This window comes from Falsiroseomonas sp. E2-1-a4 (assembly GCF_051433165.1).
Taxonomy (GTDB): Bacteria; Pseudomonadota; Alphaproteobacteria; order Acetobacterales; family Acetobacteraceae; genus Falsiroseomonas.
The window spans coordinates 84,580-102,953 of sequence record NZ_JBHMFS010000018.1 but is presented as its reverse complement, the minus strand read 5'-3'; the positions used below and the strand labels follow the sequence as shown (position 1 = coordinate 102,953).

General features: G+C 70.5%; 20 protein-coding genes and 1 tRNA gene. 10 read left to right on the top strand and 11 right to left on the bottom strand.

Translation table 11 applies throughout. From position 1 onward, the window contains the following. The 4 genes from ACFHNC_RS18915 to ACFHNC_RS18900 form a co-directional block, all read left to right on the top strand. Positions 1 to 213, top strand: a 213-nt coding sequence (locus tag ACFHNC_RS18915; RefSeq protein WP_437170795.1) for a hypothetical protein, incomplete at its 5' end; no start/stop codon positions are given. Between the two features lie 134 nt (positions 214 to 347). Beyond that, positions 348 to 665 (top strand): hypothetical protein, encoded by a 318-nt coding sequence (locus tag ACFHNC_RS18910; protein ID WP_437170794.1) that lies wholly within the window; start codon positions 348 to 350, stop codon positions 663 to 665. Beyond that, on the top strand, positions 662 to 1,000 hold the full coding sequence (locus ACFHNC_RS18905) for a hypothetical protein (protein ID WP_437170793.1): 339 nt from the start codon (positions 662 to 664) through the stop codon (positions 998 to 1,000). The genes ACFHNC_RS18910 and ACFHNC_RS18905 overlap by 4 nt, the downstream gene beginning before the upstream one ends. Further along, entirely contained in the window at positions 990 to 3,425 is a 2,436-nt protein-coding gene (locus ACFHNC_RS18900; RefSeq protein WP_437170792.1) for a DUF927 domain-containing protein, read from the top strand. The genes ACFHNC_RS18905 and ACFHNC_RS18900 overlap by 11 nt, the downstream gene beginning before the upstream one ends. A gap of 98 nt (positions 3,426 to 3,523) precedes the next feature. Here the strand turns inward: ACFHNC_RS18900 and ACFHNC_RS18895 are convergent, their stop codons facing one another. Next, a complete protein-coding gene (locus ACFHNC_RS18895) occupies positions 3,524 to 3,766 on the bottom strand; it encodes a hypothetical protein (protein ID WP_437170791.1) in 243 nt (80 codons plus the stop codon). A gap of 218 nt (positions 3,767 to 3,984) precedes the next feature. Between ACFHNC_RS18895 and ACFHNC_RS18890 the strand changes: the two genes are divergently transcribed. Both ACFHNC_RS18890 and ACFHNC_RS18885 read left to right on the top strand, forming a co-directional pair. Continuing rightward, positions 3,985 to 4,383, top strand: a complete 399-nt coding sequence (locus tag ACFHNC_RS18890) for a hypothetical protein (RefSeq protein ID WP_437170790.1) — start codon at positions 3,985 to 3,987, stop codon at positions 4,381 to 4,383. A gap of 20 nt (positions 4,384 to 4,403) precedes the next feature. Next, on the top strand, positions 4,404 to 4,688 hold the full coding sequence (locus ACFHNC_RS18885) for a hypothetical protein (protein WP_437170789.1): 285 nt from the start codon (positions 4,404 to 4,406) through the stop codon (positions 4,686 to 4,688). 386 nt (positions 4,689 to 5,074) lie between these two features. Here ACFHNC_RS18885 and ACFHNC_RS18880 read toward each other — a convergent pair. Then, positions 5,075 to 5,151 (bottom strand) — tRNA-Arg (locus tag ACFHNC_RS18880). A gap of 104 nt (positions 5,152 to 5,255) precedes the next feature. Between ACFHNC_RS18880 and ACFHNC_RS18875 the strand changes: the two genes are divergently transcribed. Both ACFHNC_RS18875 and ACFHNC_RS18870 read left to right on the top strand, forming a co-directional pair. Next, positions 5,256 to 5,435 (top strand): hypothetical protein, encoded by a 180-nt coding sequence (locus ACFHNC_RS18875; protein WP_437170788.1) that lies wholly within the window; start codon positions 5,256 to 5,258, stop codon positions 5,433 to 5,435. Further along, positions 5,432 to 6,817: an amidase gene (locus ACFHNC_RS18870; RefSeq protein WP_437170787.1), complete on the top strand. Its 1,386-nt coding sequence runs from the start codon at positions 5,432 to 5,434 to the stop codon at positions 6,815 to 6,817. The genes ACFHNC_RS18875 and ACFHNC_RS18870 overlap by 4 nt, the downstream gene beginning before the upstream one ends. A 44-nt stretch (positions 6,818 to 6,861) precedes the next feature. On the opposite strand, the gene ACFHNC_RS18865 is transcribed toward ACFHNC_RS18870, so the two are convergent. Then, positions 6,862 to 9,132, bottom strand: coding sequence for an HlyD family efflux transporter periplasmic adaptor subunit (locus tag ACFHNC_RS18865; protein WP_437170786.1), 2,271 nt, complete (start codon positions 9,130 to 9,132; stop codon positions 6,862 to 6,864). Then, a complete protein-coding gene (locus ACFHNC_RS18860) occupies positions 9,132 to 10,598 on the bottom strand; it encodes a TolC family protein (RefSeq protein ID WP_437170785.1) in 1,467 nt (488 codons plus the stop codon). Before ACFHNC_RS18860 ends, ACFHNC_RS18865 begins: the two co-directional genes overlap by 1 nt. Before the next feature lie 212 nt (positions 10,599 to 10,810). Here ACFHNC_RS18860 and ACFHNC_RS18855 point away from each other — a divergent pair, with 212 nt between their 5' ends. Next, the gene (locus ACFHNC_RS18855; protein ID WP_437170784.1) at positions 10,811 to 11,209 is read left to right on the top strand and encodes a hypothetical protein; all 399 of its coding nucleotides are present in this window, start codon (positions 10,811 to 10,813) and stop codon (positions 11,207 to 11,209) included. Between the two features lie 243 nt (positions 11,210 to 11,452). Here ACFHNC_RS18855 and ACFHNC_RS18850 read toward each other — a convergent pair whose 3' ends face one another. From ACFHNC_RS18850 to ACFHNC_RS18835, 4 genes are all read right to left on the bottom strand, one after another. Continuing rightward, entirely contained in the window at positions 11,453 to 12,625 is a 1,173-nt protein-coding gene (locus tag ACFHNC_RS18850; protein WP_437170783.1) for an ABC transporter permease, read from the bottom strand. After that, positions 12,619 to 13,299: an ABC transporter ATP-binding protein gene (locus tag ACFHNC_RS18845; RefSeq protein ID WP_437170782.1), complete on the bottom strand. Its 681-nt coding sequence runs from the start codon at positions 13,297 to 13,299 to the stop codon at positions 12,619 to 12,621. Before ACFHNC_RS18845 ends, ACFHNC_RS18850 begins: the two co-directional genes overlap by 7 nt. A 170-nt stretch (positions 13,300 to 13,469) precedes the next feature. Further along, positions 13,470 to 13,883 carry a hypothetical protein gene (locus ACFHNC_RS18840; protein WP_437170781.1) on the bottom strand — a complete coding sequence of 138 codons (414 nt, stop codon included), beginning with the start codon at positions 13,881 to 13,883 and terminating at the stop codon, positions 13,470 to 13,472. A gap of 127 nt (positions 13,884 to 14,010) precedes the next feature. Continuing rightward, on the bottom strand, positions 14,011 to 15,087 hold the full coding sequence (locus ACFHNC_RS18835; RefSeq protein ID WP_437170780.1) for a DUF2125 domain-containing protein: 1,077 nt from the start codon (positions 15,085 to 15,087) through the stop codon (positions 14,011 to 14,013). Positions 15,088 to 15,143: 56 nt separating this feature from the next. Between ACFHNC_RS18835 and ACFHNC_RS18830 the strand changes: the two genes are divergently transcribed. Further along, positions 15,144 to 15,761 (top strand): gamma-glutamylcyclotransferase, encoded by a 618-nt coding sequence (locus ACFHNC_RS18830; protein ID WP_437170799.1) that lies wholly within the window; start codon positions 15,144 to 15,146, stop codon positions 15,759 to 15,761. Positions 15,762 to 16,057: 296 nt separating this feature from the next. Here ACFHNC_RS18830 and ACFHNC_RS18825 read toward each other — a convergent pair whose 3' ends face one another. Genes ACFHNC_RS18825 through ACFHNC_RS18815 form a run of 3 tightly spaced genes read right to left on the bottom strand, consistent with a single transcriptional unit; the run spans position 16,058 to position 18,260 of the window. Then, positions 16,058 to 16,777, bottom strand: coding sequence for a lysophospholipid acyltransferase family protein (locus tag ACFHNC_RS18825; protein ID WP_437170779.1), 720 nt, complete (start codon positions 16,775 to 16,777; stop codon positions 16,058 to 16,060). After that, the gene (locus tag ACFHNC_RS18820; protein ID WP_437170778.1) at positions 16,774 to 17,397 is read right to left on the bottom strand and encodes a YdcF family protein; all 624 of its coding nucleotides are present in this window, start codon (positions 17,395 to 17,397) and stop codon (positions 16,774 to 16,776) included. Before ACFHNC_RS18820 ends, ACFHNC_RS18825 begins: the two co-directional genes overlap by 4 nt. Beyond that, positions 17,394 to 18,260, bottom strand: a complete 867-nt coding sequence (locus ACFHNC_RS18815) for a cell division protein FtsX (RefSeq protein ID WP_437170777.1) — start codon at positions 18,258 to 18,260, stop codon at positions 17,394 to 17,396. Before ACFHNC_RS18815 ends, ACFHNC_RS18820 begins: the two co-directional genes overlap by 4 nt. Between the last annotated feature and the right edge of the window lie 114 nt (positions 18,261 to 18,374).

Genomic DNA, 18,374 nt, shown 5'->3' with positions numbered 1-18,374 from the left:
ACTGCACCGCGCCGGAAGCGGCGCCCGGATGAGCGGCCCGCGCCGATGCGCGATGCCCTTTCCTTCACCCTGCCCGATGCATCACGCCTAAGCGGCCTGAGCGTTGCCACCTTGCGGCGCCGTGCCGCGGATGGCGCGCTCCGGCTTTTCCGCTGTGGCGGCCGCACCCTGGCCGATGGCGCATCGCTGCGCCGGATGCTCGGTGCTGAATGAGTACCGCCGGGCGCAGCATGTGCGGCCCGGCGGCGGCAGTGTTGGTGAGCGGTGGTCGCACCCGCTTTCTACATCGCCCGGCGCTCGGATTCCAGCACATCCCGCACCCGCTCCAACATCACAAGGAGCGCAACATGCGCGATGAAATGACACCGGGCCTGACGCTGCCGAAGGGCGGCGCTGCAAGGCTCTTTTCCCTTCCTGACATTCCCGCCTTTGGGTGGTGCGTGATCGTGGCCGCTGATCCGGCGCGGGCACGGCTGGAAAGCCTCGCCCGGCGCGGCGCACTCTCGGCATTCCTCACCCATGATGAGGGGCTGAACTGGCCGAACCGCCGCGGCGAAATGCTGGCGGGCGAGACGCTGGCGCGGGGTGGCGCGGTGGCACTGGCCTTCGCCACCATGGCCGACGCGCTGGCGTGCAAGCGGCGCCTGGAAGGCGGTCCAGCATGAGCGCGCATCCTTTCCCGCGACATTGCATGGCGCCGGACCTCGATATTGCCGAGGTGGCGCGCGCCGCACTCCCGCACCTGCCCGAACTCTGCCGGCGATGGCTGCCGGGCGGAAAGCAAATCGGGGCCGAGTGGACATGCGGCAGCCTGGCCGGCGAGCCGGGCGCATCCTGCAAGGTCAATCTCCGCACCGGCCGATGGGCGGACTTCGCCACGGACGCGCGGGGTGGCGATGCAGTGAGCCTCGCCGCGGCGGTGCATCGTCTGACGCAAGGCGAGGCCGCCGAGCGGCTGGCGCAGATGCTTGGCATGGGGGGCGCGAGCGATGGACGCTGATCCCTTCGCGCCGCTTGGCGCTGCGCCGGAGGTGCAGGAAATGCCCGAAGCCGCCGCGTCCTGGCATGCGGAATTGCCGGCACCGGAGGAACCACCGAAAGCGTGGCGCCATCCCCGGCTTGGCATGCCGGTTTGCGGGTGGACCTATCGTGATGCGGAGCAACGCCCGCTGTGCCGGGTGTTTCGCTTCAATCTGCCCGATGGCGGCAAGGAATTTTTGCCACTGACGTTCGGCACCGCGAAAGGGCAACGCCGCTGGCACTGGAAAGCACCACTGGCACCGCGCCCGCTCTATCGCCTGGCGGCCCTCGCCGCGCGGCCCGAGGCGCCCGTGATCCTCTGCGAAGGGGAGAAGGCGGCCGAAGCTGCCGTGGCGCTTTTCCCGGAGCATGTGGCCGCAACATGGCCGGGCGGTAGCAACGCCACCGGCAAGGCCGATTGGCGCCCGCTGGAAGGCCGCCACGTCATCATCTGGCCCGATCATGACACGGCGGGTGATGAGGCTGCCGACGCGCTCCGCAAGGCGCTGGCGAAGGCTGGGGCCGCTTCCGTGGCGGTGGTGGCGATCCCTGCTGACTGGCCGGAGAAATGGGACTTGGCGGACCCGCTGCCGCCTGATGTGACCGCGGAGACGTTGCGGCGGATGGTGGCCGATGCGGAGGCGCAAGCCGAGGATGCACCGAAAATGCCGCGGCCTTTCTACATGCGCTCCGGAGGCGTGTGGTGGGAGGCGGAGCCGATCGAAGGCGGGCGGGATGCGGTGGTGCCGGTGCATGTATGCGGCCCGCTCCGGGTGGTGGCCGCGACGAATAATGGCACCGGGCAGGCTTGGGGCGCTTTGCTGGAATGGGAGGATGCGGACGGGCGGCAACATCAATGGGCGATGCCGCGCGCCATGCTGGCCGGCGATGGGCAAGAGGTGCGCTCCCATCTTCTCGATGGTGGGCTGTTCTTAAGTTCCGGGCGCAAGGCGCGGGAGAAGCTGGCCGAGTATCTGACGCGCGCCAATCCGCCTGACCGGGTGCGGGTGGTTTCGCGCATCGGGTGGCATGGTGCCGAAGGCCGGCGGGTGTTTGTCCTGCCGGATGCCACCATGGGCCGCCGCGGCGGTGAGCGGGTGATGCTGCAAACCGAGCGGCCCGACGCGCTGCCGCCGCTCCATCAATCCGGCACGCTGGCCGAGTGGCAAAGCGAACTGGCGGCGCTGGCGTCGGGGAACTCTCGCCTTGGCTTCGCGCTGGCGGTGGCCTTCGCGGCACCGTTGGCGGCGCTGATCGGCGCCGAGGGTGGCGGGTTTCATTTCCGCGGGCCTTCCAGTGTGGGGAAAAGCACCGCGCTTCATGCGGCTGGCAGCGTGTGGGGTGGCGGCGGCTTGCGCGGGTGGTGCCGAAGCTGGCGCACCACCGATAATTCGCTGGAAGCGGTGGCAGCGGCGCATTGCGACCTGCTGCTGTGCCTCGACGAAATGGGCGAGGCCGGCGCCGAGACGGTGGCGAGTGCGGCTTACATGCTGGCGAACGGTGCAGGCAAAGGCCGAGCCGGGCGGGATGGCAGCGCGCGGCGCGTGGCGGAGTGGCGGACGCTGTTCCTCTCGACGGGCGAGGAAGGCATTGCCGATCGGATGGCCGAGGCGCGCGGCGGTGCCAAGCGGGCGCGGGCTGGGCAGGAAGTGCGGGTGCTGGATATTCCGGCCGAGGCCGGGCCGCATGGCTTGTTTGAGAAGCTGCACCACCACGCCGGAGCGGGCGCCATGGCCGACGCGCTCAAGGCGGCGGCGGGGCGCTGCTACGGCACCGCGGGCCGCGCTTGGCTGCACATCCTGGCCGATGATCCCGAAGGCATGGCGCGCGATGCGCGGGAGGTGGTGGCCGCTTTCCTGGCCGCCCATGTCCCGAAGGATGCCGCCGGACAAGTGCGGCGGGCGGCGGGGCGCTTTGCACTGGCTGCGGCGGCGGGTGAACTCGCCACGGCAAGCGGCTTGCTGCCCTGGCCGGCGGGTGAGGCTGAGAAGGCCGCGGCTGCCTGCTTCGTCGCATGGCGTGGCGCGCGGCAGGCTGGCAACGGTGCGGCCGAGGATGCTGCGGCGGTGGCTGCTGTGCGGGGCTTTATCGGGGCGCATGCGGAAAGCCGCTTCCAGACACTCGGAAGCGAAGGCGACGCGGAGGCGCGGCTTGTGGTGAACCGGGCGGGTTGGCGCAAGCGGGAAGGCGGCGGCTGGCAATTCCTGATCTTGCCCGACACCTGGCGCTCCGAGGTGGTGGCCGGGATGGATGCAAAGGGGGCGGCCGATGCGCTACGACGGGCGGGCTTCCTGATCCCGCAAGAGCATGGCCGGTTGCAACGCGCCGAGCGTGTGGGGCTTTCCAGCCCAGTGCGGGTCTATGTGATCCGCGACACCATCCTCGCAGGCGAGGTGGCGAAGTGAGCGGCGCCCGTGCCGACCGGCTGGCCGGGTGGCGTGCCGCCCGCGCTGCCCGGAGCGTTACCAGCGTTACCAGTGCCTTTTCTGAGGTGGTAACGCTGTCAGAGGCGCAGAAAACCGCCAATGTTGCCAGCGTTGCCACTGTTGCCAGTCGAAATGCAAAAGCTGGCGATGATGGGGCGGCGCGTGCCGACTTCTACCTCGCCGCATCGAAACTTGCGCTTGCGGCACTGGCCGCACCGGATGCCGCCCTTGTTGCCGAGCGGGTGGAAATCCATGCGGCGCGTGAGGCCGATGCGCGCGGCGAGTATCCCGTCAATCCGGATGCTGAGCATCGGGCGCATATCGCCGCACTCTGCCTCTCCGGTTTGCAGCGCCCGCCGTCATGGGCGGACGTGACTTCTAAGCCGCCGCCGGGGGCCTGGTGCGGGTGCTGTGGACGGCACACGCCGCAAGGTGGTGGCCGGTGGTGGCGTGAGGCGCGGGAGCCGACCGGCTGGCGATGCTGGCCCTGTCATCCCCCTGTGCATCTGGCGGCAAGCAGAATTCATGAAGTGCGGACATGAGCGGGCTTTCCCGTATTGGCGGACGCCTCGCCAAGCTGCTGCCGGTGCTGGCAAGCGACCGGCCGGGCGAGGTGGCCGCTGCCGCCGCTGCTATCACGCGAACGCTAAACGGCGCGGGCCTGGATTGGCACGCGCTGGCCGCTGTGGTGGAGGCGGAAGGCAAGCGGCAAGCGGCGCCGATATTCAGCTTTGCGAGCCTGCCGCCGCGGACGGCGCGAAAGCAAATCGCGCTGCTGGTGCGGGCGCCGGAACTGACGACCGCGCAGCGCGAACGGATGGAACAGATGCGGGCATGGCTACACGGCAAGCCGGTGAAAGCGCGCCTCCCGGCGGAGTGCGTTGCATTCCTCGATGATCTTTGGCGCCGGGCCTTTGGTGGCGGCGCGTCACGGTGAACGGATGAAATGGGGCGAGAATGACGGAAACGCATGAACCGATGACGCAAGCGGAGCGCGCGGCGCAACGGCGGAAACTGAACCGGGAGCGCGCCCGCGCCTATCGAAGCCGGCGGCGGCGAGGTGTGGTGTGGGCTTGGATCGAGATTGAGCCGCGCGCCCTGGCGGGGCTTGAGCGGCTGGCCTTGCTGCCGGCGGGCGAGCGGGGGCTTGAGGCTGTATCGGATGCGGTGGCGCGTTTCGTTCAGGCGGCGGCACCGCTGGCCGCTGTGGGCGATGCTCTTTGGCCGGAAGCTGCCGAGTGAGCTGGCGCAATGTCCCGGCCGGGTGGGCTGCATTCCGCGCGCTACGCCAGACACCCGCCCGGCACCGGCCGAAGCGGCACGGGAACTGGAAACATGGCGGGCGGAGCCGCTTGGGGATGCAAGAATGGCGGGAGCTTCGCGCAATGCTCCGCATCATCGACGCGCCGCGTAACGGCGCCGGCTTCAGGGTGCCGGACGTTTTGGCGTGGCTGCTTCCCCCGCGGCCGATTGGGTGGGGTGGCTATGTCGCTGGGCGCTCTGCGCATGGTGGCGACCGTTAAGCCCGAAATGCCGCCAAGCCTCTGCGCACTGTGGGGGATATCGTGGGGGATGAACTAGGCCCCGAAGCACAAATTCAGAAAAATCAATGCTTTGAAGGATCTAATTGGTGTCCCCGGCGGGATTCGAACCCACGGCCCCCAGATTAGGAATCTGGTGCTCTATCCGGCTGAGCTACGGAGACGCCGCGCCGCAAATACCACAGCCCCCGCCGCCGCCGCGAGGGGGGTGGGATGACAGGCGCCGTAGAATCCGCATGATCAGCCCGTCCCAGAAAGGAACCGCCCCATGCCGGAGCCGATGCCCGAACCCCTGTTCGATGCGCTGATTGCCCGTGCCGGGCTGGTGCTGACGCCGGCGGAGCGGGCCAGCATCCTCGATGCCTCCCGCTACATCACCGCCGCGACCGAGCGCCTGCGCCCGCAGGATCAGGTTGCGCTGGAACCTGCCACGGTGTTCAAGCCATGAACGAGTTGCCGTTGGGCCTCGCCGCCGCCGCCCGGCTGATCGCCGCGAAGCAGGTCTCCCCTGTCGAATTGGCGGAGACCGCCCTGGCCCGCGCCGAGCGGCTGAACCCGGAACTGCACGCCTTCATCCGCCTGACCCCGGACCTCGCCCGCCAGCAGGCCCGCGCGGCCGAAGAACGCCAGATGGCCGGCACGCTGAAGGGGAAGCTGGACGGCATCCCGATCGGTCACAAGGACATCTACGAAACCGCCGGCATCCCCACAACCGGCCACTCCCGCATCCTGGAAAACCACATCCCGGCGCAGGATTCCGCGGTGGTGCGCGCCTGGGCGGAGGCCGGGGCGGTCACCATCGGCAAGACCGCGACGCATGAATTCGCCTGGGGTGGCCCCAGCTTCGACCTGCCCTGGCCGCCGGCCCGCAACCCCTGGGACACCAGCCGCTTCACCGGCGGGTCCTCCACCGGCACCGGCGCGGCCGTTGCGGCGGGCATCGTGCTGGGCGGCACCGGCAGCGACACGGGCGGGTCCATCCGCGGACCGGCCGGGCTGTGCGGCCTTGCCGGCATCAAGCCGACCTATGGGCTGTGTTCCCGCACCGGCGTGCTGCCGCTGGCGCATAGCCTGGACACGACCGGCCCGCTGGCCTGGACGGTGGAGGATTGCGCGCTGCTTTTGCAGGCCATGGCGGGCCATGATCCCACCGACCCATCCTCCGCCGACCGGCCGGTGCCGGACCTGCTCAGTGGGCTGGAAGGCGGTGTGAAGGGACTGCGGATCGGCGTGATCCGCCACTTCCATGAACGGGACCTGAACGCCAGCCCCGCCGTCCGCGCCGGCGTGGACCACCTGGCCGATGTGCTGCGCGCTGAGGGCGCCATCCTCTCCGACGTCACGCTGCCGCCGCTGGCCGAGTTCCACGCCGCCGGCTGGCTGATCCTGATGACGGAGGCGCATGCGGTGCATGAGCCCTGGCTGCGCGCCCGCTTCAACGACTATGGCGAAATCCTGCGCGAAAGGCTGGCGCTCGCCGCGCTGGTCACGGCGGCGGACTACCTCCAGGCGCAGCGCCGCCGCCGGCAGCTTTGCCAGCAGGTTGCCGTGGCCATGGCGGATGTGGATCTGCTGGTGACGGCCGCGCAGCCGGCAGAGGCGCCGCCGATCGACCAGGTGCCGAAATTCGCCAGCCTGGAAAACCCCGGCCTGACCATGCCCTTCAACCTGACCGGCCAGCCGGCGCTGGCCGTCTGCACCGGCTTCGGGGTGGGCGGGCTGCCGGTCGGCGCGCAGATCATCGGCCGGCCCTTCGCGGATGCCATGGTGCTGCGCGCCGGCCACGCCTTCGAACGCGCCACCAATTGGCGCGCCAAGCGGGCCATATAGTCGGCGCCCTGCGGGATACCATCCGCGCCCTGCGGGCGACGTAGTCAGGGCAGCACGACATCCCCGGCCGCCAGGCCGCTGCGGATTTCCACACCCTCCGGCGTGCTGATGCCGAGCACCACCGGCACCATCGCCTCCACCCCGTTGCGGCGCACCCGCACCGCGCGGGTGCCGCCCTGGTCCTGCACGGCATGGGGCGGCAGCACCAAGGCCTCGGGGTTGTCATAGGTGACGATGGACAGGCTGGCGGACATGCCGACGGCCAACTGCCGGCGCTGGTCCGGCGACAGTCCCTCCACCGCCACCGAGACCGGAAAGCTCGGCATGCCCTGGCGCGAGGCGGATTCGCTACCGGCCTGGGCGGCCACGCTGGTGACGCGGCCTTCCAGCACCAGCCCGCCAAAGGCATCGCCCGTCACCGTCACCCGTTGCCCGACCCGCACCTTGTTCACATCGATCTCATCCACCGTGGCGCGCACCCGAAAAGTCTCCAGCGCGCCGATGGTGAACATGGTCTGGCCGCGCTGTACGCGGGATCCGGCTTCCACCGTCTCCGCCCGCCTTCCGCCCTGGCCCTCCGGCGGCATCAGCACCACGCCGGAGACGGGGGCCAGCACGGTGGCGTTGGCGAGGTCCGTCTCCAGCTCCTGCACCTTCGCCTCGGCATTGGCGAGTTCCAGTTCGGCGATTCGCAGCGTCTCCGCATCGCCGCGTGCCAGCGTCGCCTCCAGGTCGTTCTCCGCCGACTGCACCTGCAATTGCTGGTTCCGCTGCTGCTGGACCAGCGCGCGATGTTCATCGGCGGCGATGATGCCGCGCGACAGCAGCATGCGGGTCTGCGCCACGCGGGTGGTGAGGTCGGTGGCCTCCAGCCGGGCCTGCGCCAGACTGCGGCGGGCGCGTGCCACCTCGAAGCCCGTGGCCCAGCCGCGCAGTTCGGCCACGCGCTGGCGGGCGCGGATCTGCGCGCTGCGGGCATCGCGCAGCCGCACCTCCACCTCGCCGAGGTTCAGTCGCAGCAAGGGCTGGCCGCGTTCCACCTGGCCGCCATACTGGAACAGCCTGTCCTGCACCAACCCGTCGAACGGCCCGACCACGCTGACCAGCGACCCCGCATCCAGCATGCCGACCACGGCGATGCGGGAGGAGACGGGCTGCGGCACCAGCGTGATGCTGGGCGCGCCGGACGGCGCGGGTGCAGAGGCTGTCCAACTCGGCGCCGGCAGCCAGGCATAGGCGCCGGTGGCCAGCAGCAGCGCCACCACGCCGGCTGCGGCGCCCATCCGCGCCAGCCGCACGCGCTGCGCCACCTGCTGCATGCGGATGGCGCCGTTCTCCAGGTCCAGATAGGCGGTCTGCAGCTTGCGGTGCTGGTCCGCCAGATCGCGGGACAGCGCCGCCTCGGCTTCCGCCAGACGCTCCGTCTCCGTCACATCGGTCAGCGTCGCGGTCAGGCCGAGCCGGCCGCGTGCTGCGCCAACCCGCAGGCGGTAGGCGCGGCTGACCACGGAAAGGCGGCGCGGGCCGAAGCTGATGGTGCGGCGCGGCGGTGCGGTCTCCCCGCCAATCGGCGCCAGTATCGCATCCAGCAGGTCATCGGCGGTGCCGTCGCCGGGCAGCAGCGCCAGCAGCGTCGCGCCCTGCGCCGCCGCCGCAACCAGGCCGAGCATGGCGGCGGCGGCATGGTTCATCGCGATCACGGCGCCATCGCTGGCCAGCGTCACCACGCCATCGGCCAGCCCATCCAGCGCCGCGTTGAAATCGAGGTCCAGCCGGTCATGCGCGGCGCGGATATCGGCCTCGGTCGCATCCAGCTCCATCATCCGCCGACGCAGTTCCAACTCCGCCACCACCCGCGTGGCCAGCAGGGCCAATCCCTCCGCCTGCCGGGCATCCAGCTCTCGCGGCACCGTATCCACCACGCAAAGCGTGCCGAGCGCGTGGCCCTCCGCCGAGATCAGCGGCGCGCCGGCGTAGAAGCGCAGGAAGGGTGCGCCGGCCACGCTGGGGTAGCTGGCATAACGCGGATGCGCGGCCAGGTCCGGCACCACCAGCAGGTCCCGCGCCCTGATGGTGTCGTTGCAGAAGGCCTGGTCGCGCGCGCAGGTCAGCAGCGCGGCATCGAAGCCATGCGCGGCCTTCAGCCATTGCCGCCCGGCGTCGAGCAGCGCGACATAGGCCATCGGGCAACCGGTGAGGCTGGCGGCCAGCTTCGCCACATCGTCGAAGGCAGCTTCCGGCGGCGTGTCCAGAATGGCGTAGCGCGCCAGCGCCGCCAGCCGCGCGGCTTCCGCCGGGTTGGGCACGCCATCCATCAGCGTTCGTTCAGGCTGATGCGCCAGGTGTCCAGCGTGGTGCCCAGCACCTGGTCCATTGCCGTCAGCGCGTTGAGATAGGCGATCACCGCGGCAAGCTCCGCGCTTTCGGCCTGTTGCAGCGCGGTCTGGAAGGACACCACCTGGAAGTTGCTGGACCGCCCGGCCTGGAGCTTCACCAGCTCCGCCGCCAATTGCTGCGCCGTCAGTTCACGCGCGCGCGTCGCGAGCTGGGCCTGGCGGCGCTGCGCCTCGATGTTCCGCACCGCATCCTCCGCCTGCCGGCGCAGCTGGTCGCGCGCTTCCTCGACCAGCACCTCATTCTGCCGCAGCGCCACCGTGGCGTTGACCTCCTGCTGTTCGCGGGAAAGGCCGCCGATCGGGATGTTCACGCGCAGGCCGATGTTGAAATCGGACCGCACGGTGGACAGCGCGCCGATCGTCTCCAGCACCTGGGACCGCAGCGCCTGCTGCCCGGCGCCGGCCACGATCGACACGTCCCAAAGCCGCTGGTTGCGCGCGATGTCGAGGTTGATGCGGCTGATCTCGATGCTCAGCAGGCGGGCCAGATAGGCGGGCTGCGTCGCGAAGGCGGTGGCCAGCGCGCGGTCCATATCCACCCGCACCGCCGGCGCGGCCGGCCGTTCCGCCGCCCAGACCGGCGAGGACGGGTCGATCCCCATCAGCACCAGCAGCGAAAGCCGCGCCGATTCGCCGTTGTTGCGGGCGGCGATGAGTTGAAGTTCCTGCTGCGCGATACTGGCCTCGGACTGGATCAGCTCAACCTGCGCCAGCCGTCCGGCGGCGATCAGCGCGCGGTTCACCTCCACCAGGTCACGCGCGCGGCGCAGGCTTTCCTCCGCGATGCGGGTCTGTTCCTGCGACTGGAGCAGCGTGCGATAGGCGACGATGATCTGCGAGATCTGGTCGATCACCTGCGCCTTCAGCCGCAGTTGCGCGCCCTGTTCCGAAATCCGGGCGATGCGGCGCGGCGCCATGGCGTAGTCGATGCCGCCACCGGCCAGCAGCGGCTGCTCCACCTGGAAGCCGATCTGCGACGGGCCCTGCGGCGTCTGGCCGCGCGTATTGGTCTGGCTGGCGAGCCAGGACATCCGGAACACCGCCCCGGTCGGCGTATCCACCGTGACAACCGGCCCCACCGCGAAGCGCGAGGCGCGCACATCCGCATTGCGCGACCGGCCGGCTTCCGCGGCAAGGGCGAGGCGGGGGGTGAAGCTGTCCTCCGCCACGCGCAGCGCGAAACGGTCCGAGATGCGTTGCAGGTATTCGCCGCGGATGCCGCGATTGTTGCGCAGGCCCAGCGCCACCGCCTCCGGCAATGTCAGCGGCACGGCGCCGGCGGGCGGCCTTGGCGGTGCCCCCGGCTGCAGCCTCGGCTGCGCCCCTGCCGGCCCCATCAGCAGGACCAGCATCGCGCCGATCCCCGCCACGACATGCCATGCCACCCGGCCGACCCTTCTCTTTCCGTGCAACCTCGCTTCCGCCAAAGTATCTCATCCCAAAGGGTGAAGAGGCAATGCGGTCCCGTGAGGCGTTTCCTATTGCGCACATCGTCAGCGCCGAATTGCCGAACCGTTTCGCTCAGTGCAATCCTGATGTCGTCGCCGGATCGGAATGGTTCCGTCAGGCACGCAACGAACGGAACGGGAGACGGTTCATGCGATACGCGGGAAAGCTGACAGGCGCGGCCCTGGCACTGGCGGCGATCACGGCAGGCGGTGCCGCCCAGGCGCAGAGCGGCCATGAATGGCAGGGCCAGAACCGCCAATACCACCCGCCGACTGTCACCAACTGCGCGCTGCGGCTGGACCGCATCTACCAGCCCAATGCCGGCCAGCCGATCCACCTGGTGATCACCAACACCAGCCATAGCCGCCTGCGCTACGATGTGCAGATCGAGCTGCGGCGGGGTGCGGATTTCATCAGCGGCAACATCCATGTGGACAACGCCAATCCCGGCGAGCAGTCGACGCGGCCGAGCATCCAGGCCTTCCCGGGTTCGCTCGCCGGCAGCGTGGTGACGCTGCGGGTCACCTCCTGCACCATCCGCAGCTGAGCGCGACGCGACGCATGCGGCCACCGCCCCCCACGCCGCGCGTCGCACCACCCGCCGGGTTCCCCCCCGGCGGGTCCTTGCGTTGGGCGAGCCTCGGGTTGCTGCTGATGCTGGCTGCCTGCGGCACGCCAGCCGTGCTGCGCAGCCCGCCCGATGCCGCCAGCATGGAAACCCCAACCGTCCTGCCGATGCCGGCCATCGCGGAGCCGACCGGCGAGCCGCCGATCGCGCTTCAGCCGCCTGCTACTCCGCCCGCAGCGCCTCGATCGGATCCAGGCGCGATGCCATGACGGCCGGGTAGAAGCCGAAGAAGATACCGACCGCCACCGAAACCCCGGCGCCGAGCGGCGCCGCGGTGGGGGAGATCACGAATTCCCAGCCGGACAGCCACGCAAAGCCCCAGGCGCCGGCGATGCCGAGGAAAATGCCCAGCACGCCACCGGTGATGGACAGCAGCACCGCCTCCGCCAGGAACAGCGTGCGGATGTCGCCGGGCCGGGCGCCGATCGCCAGCCGCACGCCGATCTCCCGCCGCCGTTCGGCGATGGAGACCAGCATGATGTTCATCACGCCCACACCGCCGAGTGCCAGCGCGATGGCGCCCACCGCGCCCAGCAGCAGCGTGAACAACTGCATCTGGTTCTGCATCCCGGCAATCAGCTGCCGCGCGGACTGCACCGAAAGCCGCTGGTCGCGCAGCTTCGGGCCAAGGTGGCGCTGCAATTGCCCCACCACAGCCTCCGCATCCGCATCCGGCTGCATCCGCAGGATGGCCATCGACAGCGACGGGTTGAACATGATGCGGCGGACATTGGGGATGGAGACGAACAGCGTGTTGTCGATATCCACCGGCATCATCGGGCTGTGCAGCATCGGCTCCGCCACGCCAATCACCGTGAAGACATAGCGCCCGATGCGCAGCGGCGATCCGACGCCGAGCGGCGCATAGGGTGTGGAGAGTTGCCGCGCCAGCCCGGCGCCGACCACGGCATACAGCTCGAACCGGTCATAGTCGGAGATGAAGCGCCCGGCCTGCATCCGCATCCGCGTCACCTGCGCGAAGGCGGCGGTGATGCCGAGCTGGGACGAATGGGACACCTGCCCCTCATGCTGCGCGCTGCCGCCCCCGATGACGAAGGGCGCCACCTCCCGCACCGCCGGCAGTTCCAGGGGCAGCGCCTCCAGGTCGGAAAGCTGGAAATGGCCGAGCCCGGTGTTGCCCTCGGCGCGGAGCGTCAGGATGTCCGTGCCGAGCTGGCGGAACTGGCGGATGGTCTCGTTGCGCGCGATGGCGCCGACATTCAGCATGGCGATCACCGCCGCCGCGCCGATGACGATGCCGAGCAGCGCCAGCGCCGATCGCTGGCGGGAGGCGAGCAGGTTCGCCGCAGCTTCGGCGACCACGCGCTTCAGCATGCGGGAACAACCTCCGTCAGCACGCCATTGGCCAGCACCACCTGGCGTTCGCATTGCGCGGCGACGCCGGGGTCGTGGGTGATGATCAGGATCAGCACGCCGTATTCGCGCTTCAGCGCCAGGAACAGGTCCATGATCTCCTGGCTCACCTTGGGGTCGAGCGCGCCGGTCGGCTCATCCGCCAGGACCACGCGCGGTTCGCCGACCAGGGCGCGGGCGATGGCGACCCGCTGCTTCTGGCCGCCGGACAGCATCGCCGGCATGTGTTCCGTCCGCTCATCGAGGCCGACGCGTTCCAGCATGGCGATGGCGCGCTGGCGCGCCTCGGCCTCCGGCGTGCCGCGATACATCAGCGGCAGCGCCACGTTGCGCCAGGCATTCAGCCGCGGCAGCAGGAAGAAGGATTGGAAGACGAAGCCGATCAGCCGGTTCCGCAGCCGCGACAATTCCCGCGCCTCGGCCCGCAGCACATCCTGGCCGTCGATCCGGTATTGGCCGCTGGTCGGCTTGTCGAGCAGGCCGACGATGTTCATCAACGTTGTCTTGCCGGAGCCGGAGCCGCCCATGATGGAGACCAGCTCCCCGGCGGCCACGGTCAGCGAGAGATGCCGCAGGATGTGCATCTCGCCCGGGCCGACGCGGTAGGATCGGCCGATATCGACCAGTTCAAGCATGCGGCGAGGCTAGACCTTCCGTACGCGCAGGGAAACGCCGCCAGCCCCGCGGGCCTGCGGCGTGGGTGCCTATCCCTGGCAGTTGTTGATGGTGGGGCCGACCGTGGCGGGCCGGCCGGTATCCTGCAGCCCCGGCGATCCGGCGCAGCCGGATCTGCCGGGTGTTGCGCTCAGCGGCGAGCGCAGTTGCTGGCGGAAACGGTGGCGCGGCCACCCGTGGCCGGGGCGTCATAAGCAATGGTCACATTGCCCATGTGGATGTTGCCGTTGGTGCCGTTGCCGAAGCGGATGGTCTGGCTGCCATGCGCCGGCAGGGTGATGCCGGTGAGCTGCGGGCTGAACAGCGTCACGGCATCGCCGAAGCCGCCGAAGTTCAGCTGCAAACCCATCGCCTGCGGCGTGCCGTTGCGGACCTGCACGAAGTATTCGTAGCGGTTGCCGCCCAGGCCGGTCTGGTACACCGAATCCACGAAGACGCTGCCGCGGCAGGCGGTCTGGCCTTGGGCTTCGGCCTGCGGGATGGCGGCGGGCAGCAGGGGCAGGGCCAGGCCCAGGGCCAGGGCGGTCAGGGTCATGCGGGTCATTTTGGGCTTCCTTCCGATGGGGAGGAGCGATCACCGTTCCTCTTCGAAACGAAACCTAAGCGTGATTTGCCGCCGCCTCCAGATCGCGAATTCTATTTCCGCGATAGGCATTGCCAGGGGCACGCGCTCAGCGCGTCGCAGCGCCCACCACCGGCCAGTCCCAGGCCGGGAAGCGCAGCACCGGGATGCGGGCGATCGCCAGGGTGCGGTCCTCCACCGTCACCGGCACCTCGATCTCGGTGCCGCCGCCGGGGGCGGGGCGGGACATCAGGGGCAGCATGATGCGCGCGGTGCCGGCGGCGCGCCGTCCGACCACGCCGGCATCGGTCAGCGCCTGCAGCGCCTCCGCCGCGCCGGTGACGCGAAGCGTGCCCGCGCCCATCGGCTGAAGTCCCTCGTCCAGCGCCAGGGTGGCCGCCGCGGCAACCTCCGCCGGGCCCCAGCGCAGCGCCACCTGGCGCAATTCCAGCGATCCGCCGCCATCGCGCCAAGCTACGGCGCGCTGTGCCGGCACGCGGCCGGGCGGCACCGGGCCGCTGAGGGACAGTTCCGCCAGCAGCGCCTCAATCCGGCGGCCGAAGCCGCGGGCAGCATCCGCGGCCATCGGCAGGTCGATCGCCTCGGCCGAGAGGTCCAGCGTGATGGCCGGCTCATCCTCGGTGGCGGTGGAGGAACTGGCGGCGGCAAGCCGGGCACGTGCCACCTCCATCGGCCCGGCGGGGGTGGCCAGGCGCAGCCGTTCCGCCAGGAACTCCGCCTCCCGCGGCGGGGTGTTGGTCTCCAGCGGCACCAGGGCCACCAGCTCATCCGCGGCGAAGCGCCATTCGCCGCCGGCCAGGCGCAGGCGTTGGGCGCCGGGCATTTCCACGCGCAGGCGGTTCAGCCGCGGCAGGGTCACGCGCAGCACCACGCGTTCTGCATCCAGCGCCAAGCCGCCGGGAACCGTGGCGCCGCCGCCTTCCAGCCGCACCGCGCCCAGGGTCAGCGTGGCGGAGAAGGGCCACCCGCCGCGCACCGGCGCCGCATGATCCACCCGCCAGCCCTGCGCCCGCCGGACTTCGACCCAGGTGGCAAGCCCCGCCTCCAGCTGATGGGCCATGGCCCGCCACAGAAGGGTGTGCCCGGCCCCGAGGGCAAGCAGCAGCAGCAGCGCGCCGAGTGCGAGGCGCGGGCCGAGGGGGCGGCGACGCCGCGGGGTCTTCATTTCCATCCTGGGCGACGGTATAGCCGATTCCGGTCTTCCCGTGCAGGCATCCTCCCATTCCCCACTCCGCCGATCCGCCGCCGCTGCATGACGGGGCGCTCTGGGTCTTCGGCTACGGGTCCTTGATCTGGCGGCCCGGCTTCGACCATGCCGGCTGCCATCCCGCCCTGCTCGGCGGCTATCACCGCCGTTTCTGCCTGTGGTCGCACCGCTACCGCGGCACGCCGGAGGCCCCGGGACTGGTGCTGGGGCTGGATCGCGGCGGCGCCTGCCGGGGCGTGGTGTTCCGCGTGCCCGCCGCCGCGGCGACCGAGGTGCTGCGCTACCTGGACGATCGTGAACTGCCGGATGGGGCGGAGGTGGTCTATCACCGCCGCGTGCTTCGGGTGCGCCGGCTGGATGCGCCGGGCAGCCCGGCGGTGCCGGCTGTCACCTACGTCGCCAATCGCGGTTGCCGGCTGTACGTGCGCGACCTGGCCGATGCGGCGGCGGCGCAGGCCATCGCGCGGGGCGTCGGCCAGATGGGTCCGAACCGCGACTACCTTCTGAACACGCTGGCGCATCTGGCCGAGATGGGGGTGAGGGACCGGGGCCTCGCGCGCCTGGCCGCCCTGCTGCCGGAGGCGAGGGAAATAAGGGTGCCGAAGGCGGCAGATCTTGTTCCGGAAATATAACATACAGTGGGGCAAACGCCCCCCGGCGCTCGCTGCGCCAGGATTAATCCACCGCGCCTTCGCCGGCTAAGTCCTTGTCCAGGTTTGCGAAACTGCATCAAGATCCCGTCTGAACCCTGCATTAAAGCGCGAAGAGATAGATTATAAAAATCAATGGGTTGCGGGAAGGCTGATGCGGCTGGATTGACGTATGATCAATGGTTTGGTCGGTTTCAGAAACACTTCGTATCAGAACCGCTTCGTGCCCTGGGGACAACCGTGACTGTCAACCCACAGATTTATCCACAGGGTTCCGGCTATCCGAATTGTGGCTCGGCCATCAATCGATCCGTCGTGTCCTCGATCTGGTTCTGCAGGGCTTCGAGCATCCGCGTCCGGTTCAAGCCGGCCGGAAGTGGCGGCAGAATGACGATGCGGATGAGTCCAGGCCGCTTCAGGAAATGCCGGCGGCCCCAGACCCGGCCGCTATCGGTGGCCACCGGCACCACCGGCGCCCCGGTGCCGGCGGCAATCGCCACCACCCCCGGCTGGTAGGCCACACGCTGGCCAACCGGCGTGCGCGTGCCTTCCGGAAAGATCACCACCTGCGCCCCCCCGGCCACCGCGGCGGTGGCCGCGCGCAGCATGCCGCGCAGCGCCGGGCCGCCGCCCTCCCGGTCCACCGGGATCATCCCGGCATTGCGGGCGTGCCAGCCATAGACGGGAATCGCCAGCAATTGCTTCTTCATCACATAGGCCGGCTTATCCAGCAGGCTCAGCCAGATGATGGTGTCGAAGGCCGATTGGTGCTTGGCCGCGATCACCACGCCGCCCGGCGGAAGGTTTTCCCACCCCCGCACCTCCACCCGCACGCCGACGCTGTAGCGCAGCGCCAGGATCACGAGTTGTGCCCAAAGCCGCGTCACCCGCAGCGCCGCGCTGCTCGGCATAAGCAGGGTGGGAATGGCGATGATGCCGACCACCGCGGTGATGCCGAACAACAATATGTTGAATATCAGGGACCGTAGCCAGATCATCGTAGCGCCTGTTCCTTCGCCGGCAGGAAACGCGTCAGCCCGGCGGCAGCGGCCACATACTTCAGATACTCGCCGGACAGCAGGGTCCATCGGCGCAATCCCGGCAGGCCGCGGCCATCGGGGCTGCCATCCTCGCGCAACCCTGGCGGCACCACCGGATGTGGCACCACCGCCAGCCCCGGCGCCGCGCGGCGCAACTCCAGCAGCGCGCGGGGCATGTGGTAGCCCGCCGTCACCAGGCGGACGGAGCCGATGCCGCGGCCTCGCGCAAAGGCCGCCACCTCCACCGCATTGCCCAGCGTGGTCGCCGCGGCCCGGCCGAGGGTGACACGCCCGGCCAGGGCGGCCGGGTCACGCCCATGGGCGCGGGCCAGCTCCGGCAGGGTCAGCTCGGCATGGGCGCCGGAGACCAGCAGATGCGGCGCCGCGCCCTGTTCCAGCAGCCGCAGCGCGGTCTCCACCCGGTCGGCGCCGCCGGTCAGCACCACCACCGCCTCGGTCGGCCGCACCGGGTCCTCCACCGCGGCGGTGGCGCCGGTCAGGAAGCGCAGGAATCCCCAGCCGAGCAGCACCAGCCCGACCAGGCCAAGCCCGCCGATCAAAGCCAGCAGGCGCTTCACGGCAATTGGTGCAGCCAGCGCCGCACGGTGGCCTGCGCGGTGGCCCAGCCGACCAGATAGGCCACCGGCGGCAAGGCCAGCAGCCCGGCCCAGGGCAGGCCGGCGAGGCTGTGCAGGCGGCTTTCGGCACCCACCCAGGGGCCGGCCAGGTCCACCAGCAGCGCCAGCGCCGGCACGGACAGGCCGGCGCCGACCAGCGCCCCGGTCGCCGCCAGTAGCCCAACCCGCCGGGCGAAGCGGCCGGCGATGTCGCCATCCCTTGCGCCGAGGCCGTGCAGCACCTCGATCGCGTTGCGCCGTGCCGCCAGCCCGGCGCGGGTGGCCACCGCCACCACCGCGGCCGCCACCACCGCCACCAGCACCAGCACGCCCAGCGCGATGGCCTGCAGGCTGCGCGCCAGCGCCGCCAGCCGCTGCACCCACAGCCCATGCGCCTCCACCAGCGCGCCGGGCACCACATTGGCCAGCCGGTCGCCGATCAGCACCGGGTCGGTGCGCGAATCCCGCAGCCGCAGCTCGATCACGCCGGGCACGGTGATGGCGGGGCTGTCGCCGAGCCAGGGGCGCAGCAGCGCGGCCAGCCGCTCCGGCTCCATCGCCTCCGCCGTGGCCACCTCCGGCATCTGGCGCAGGGCGGCTACCGCGCGTTCCAGCCGCACGGCATCCGCGTCCGGAATCTGCACCGTCACCGCCGCGGCGGCGCCGCGCTGCCAGCGCTCGGCCAGCGTCGCCGCTCCCTGCGCCCCGGCCAGGGCAAGCGCCGCCAGCAGCGCCATGGCGGCGACCAGGCCCGGCAGCAGCAGCCCGGACAGCGCCCGGCGCAGGCCCAGCGGGTCCCGCGAGTAACGCCGGCGCCTAGCCATGCGGCGGCGGTCCGCGACGAGGGTCGCGCGGGCGCACGATGTAGGGGGGCGGGCGGTTGGCGTGGCGCGGCGGCTCCGGGAATTCGGCCGGGTCGGGGTAGGATTCCAGCGGCG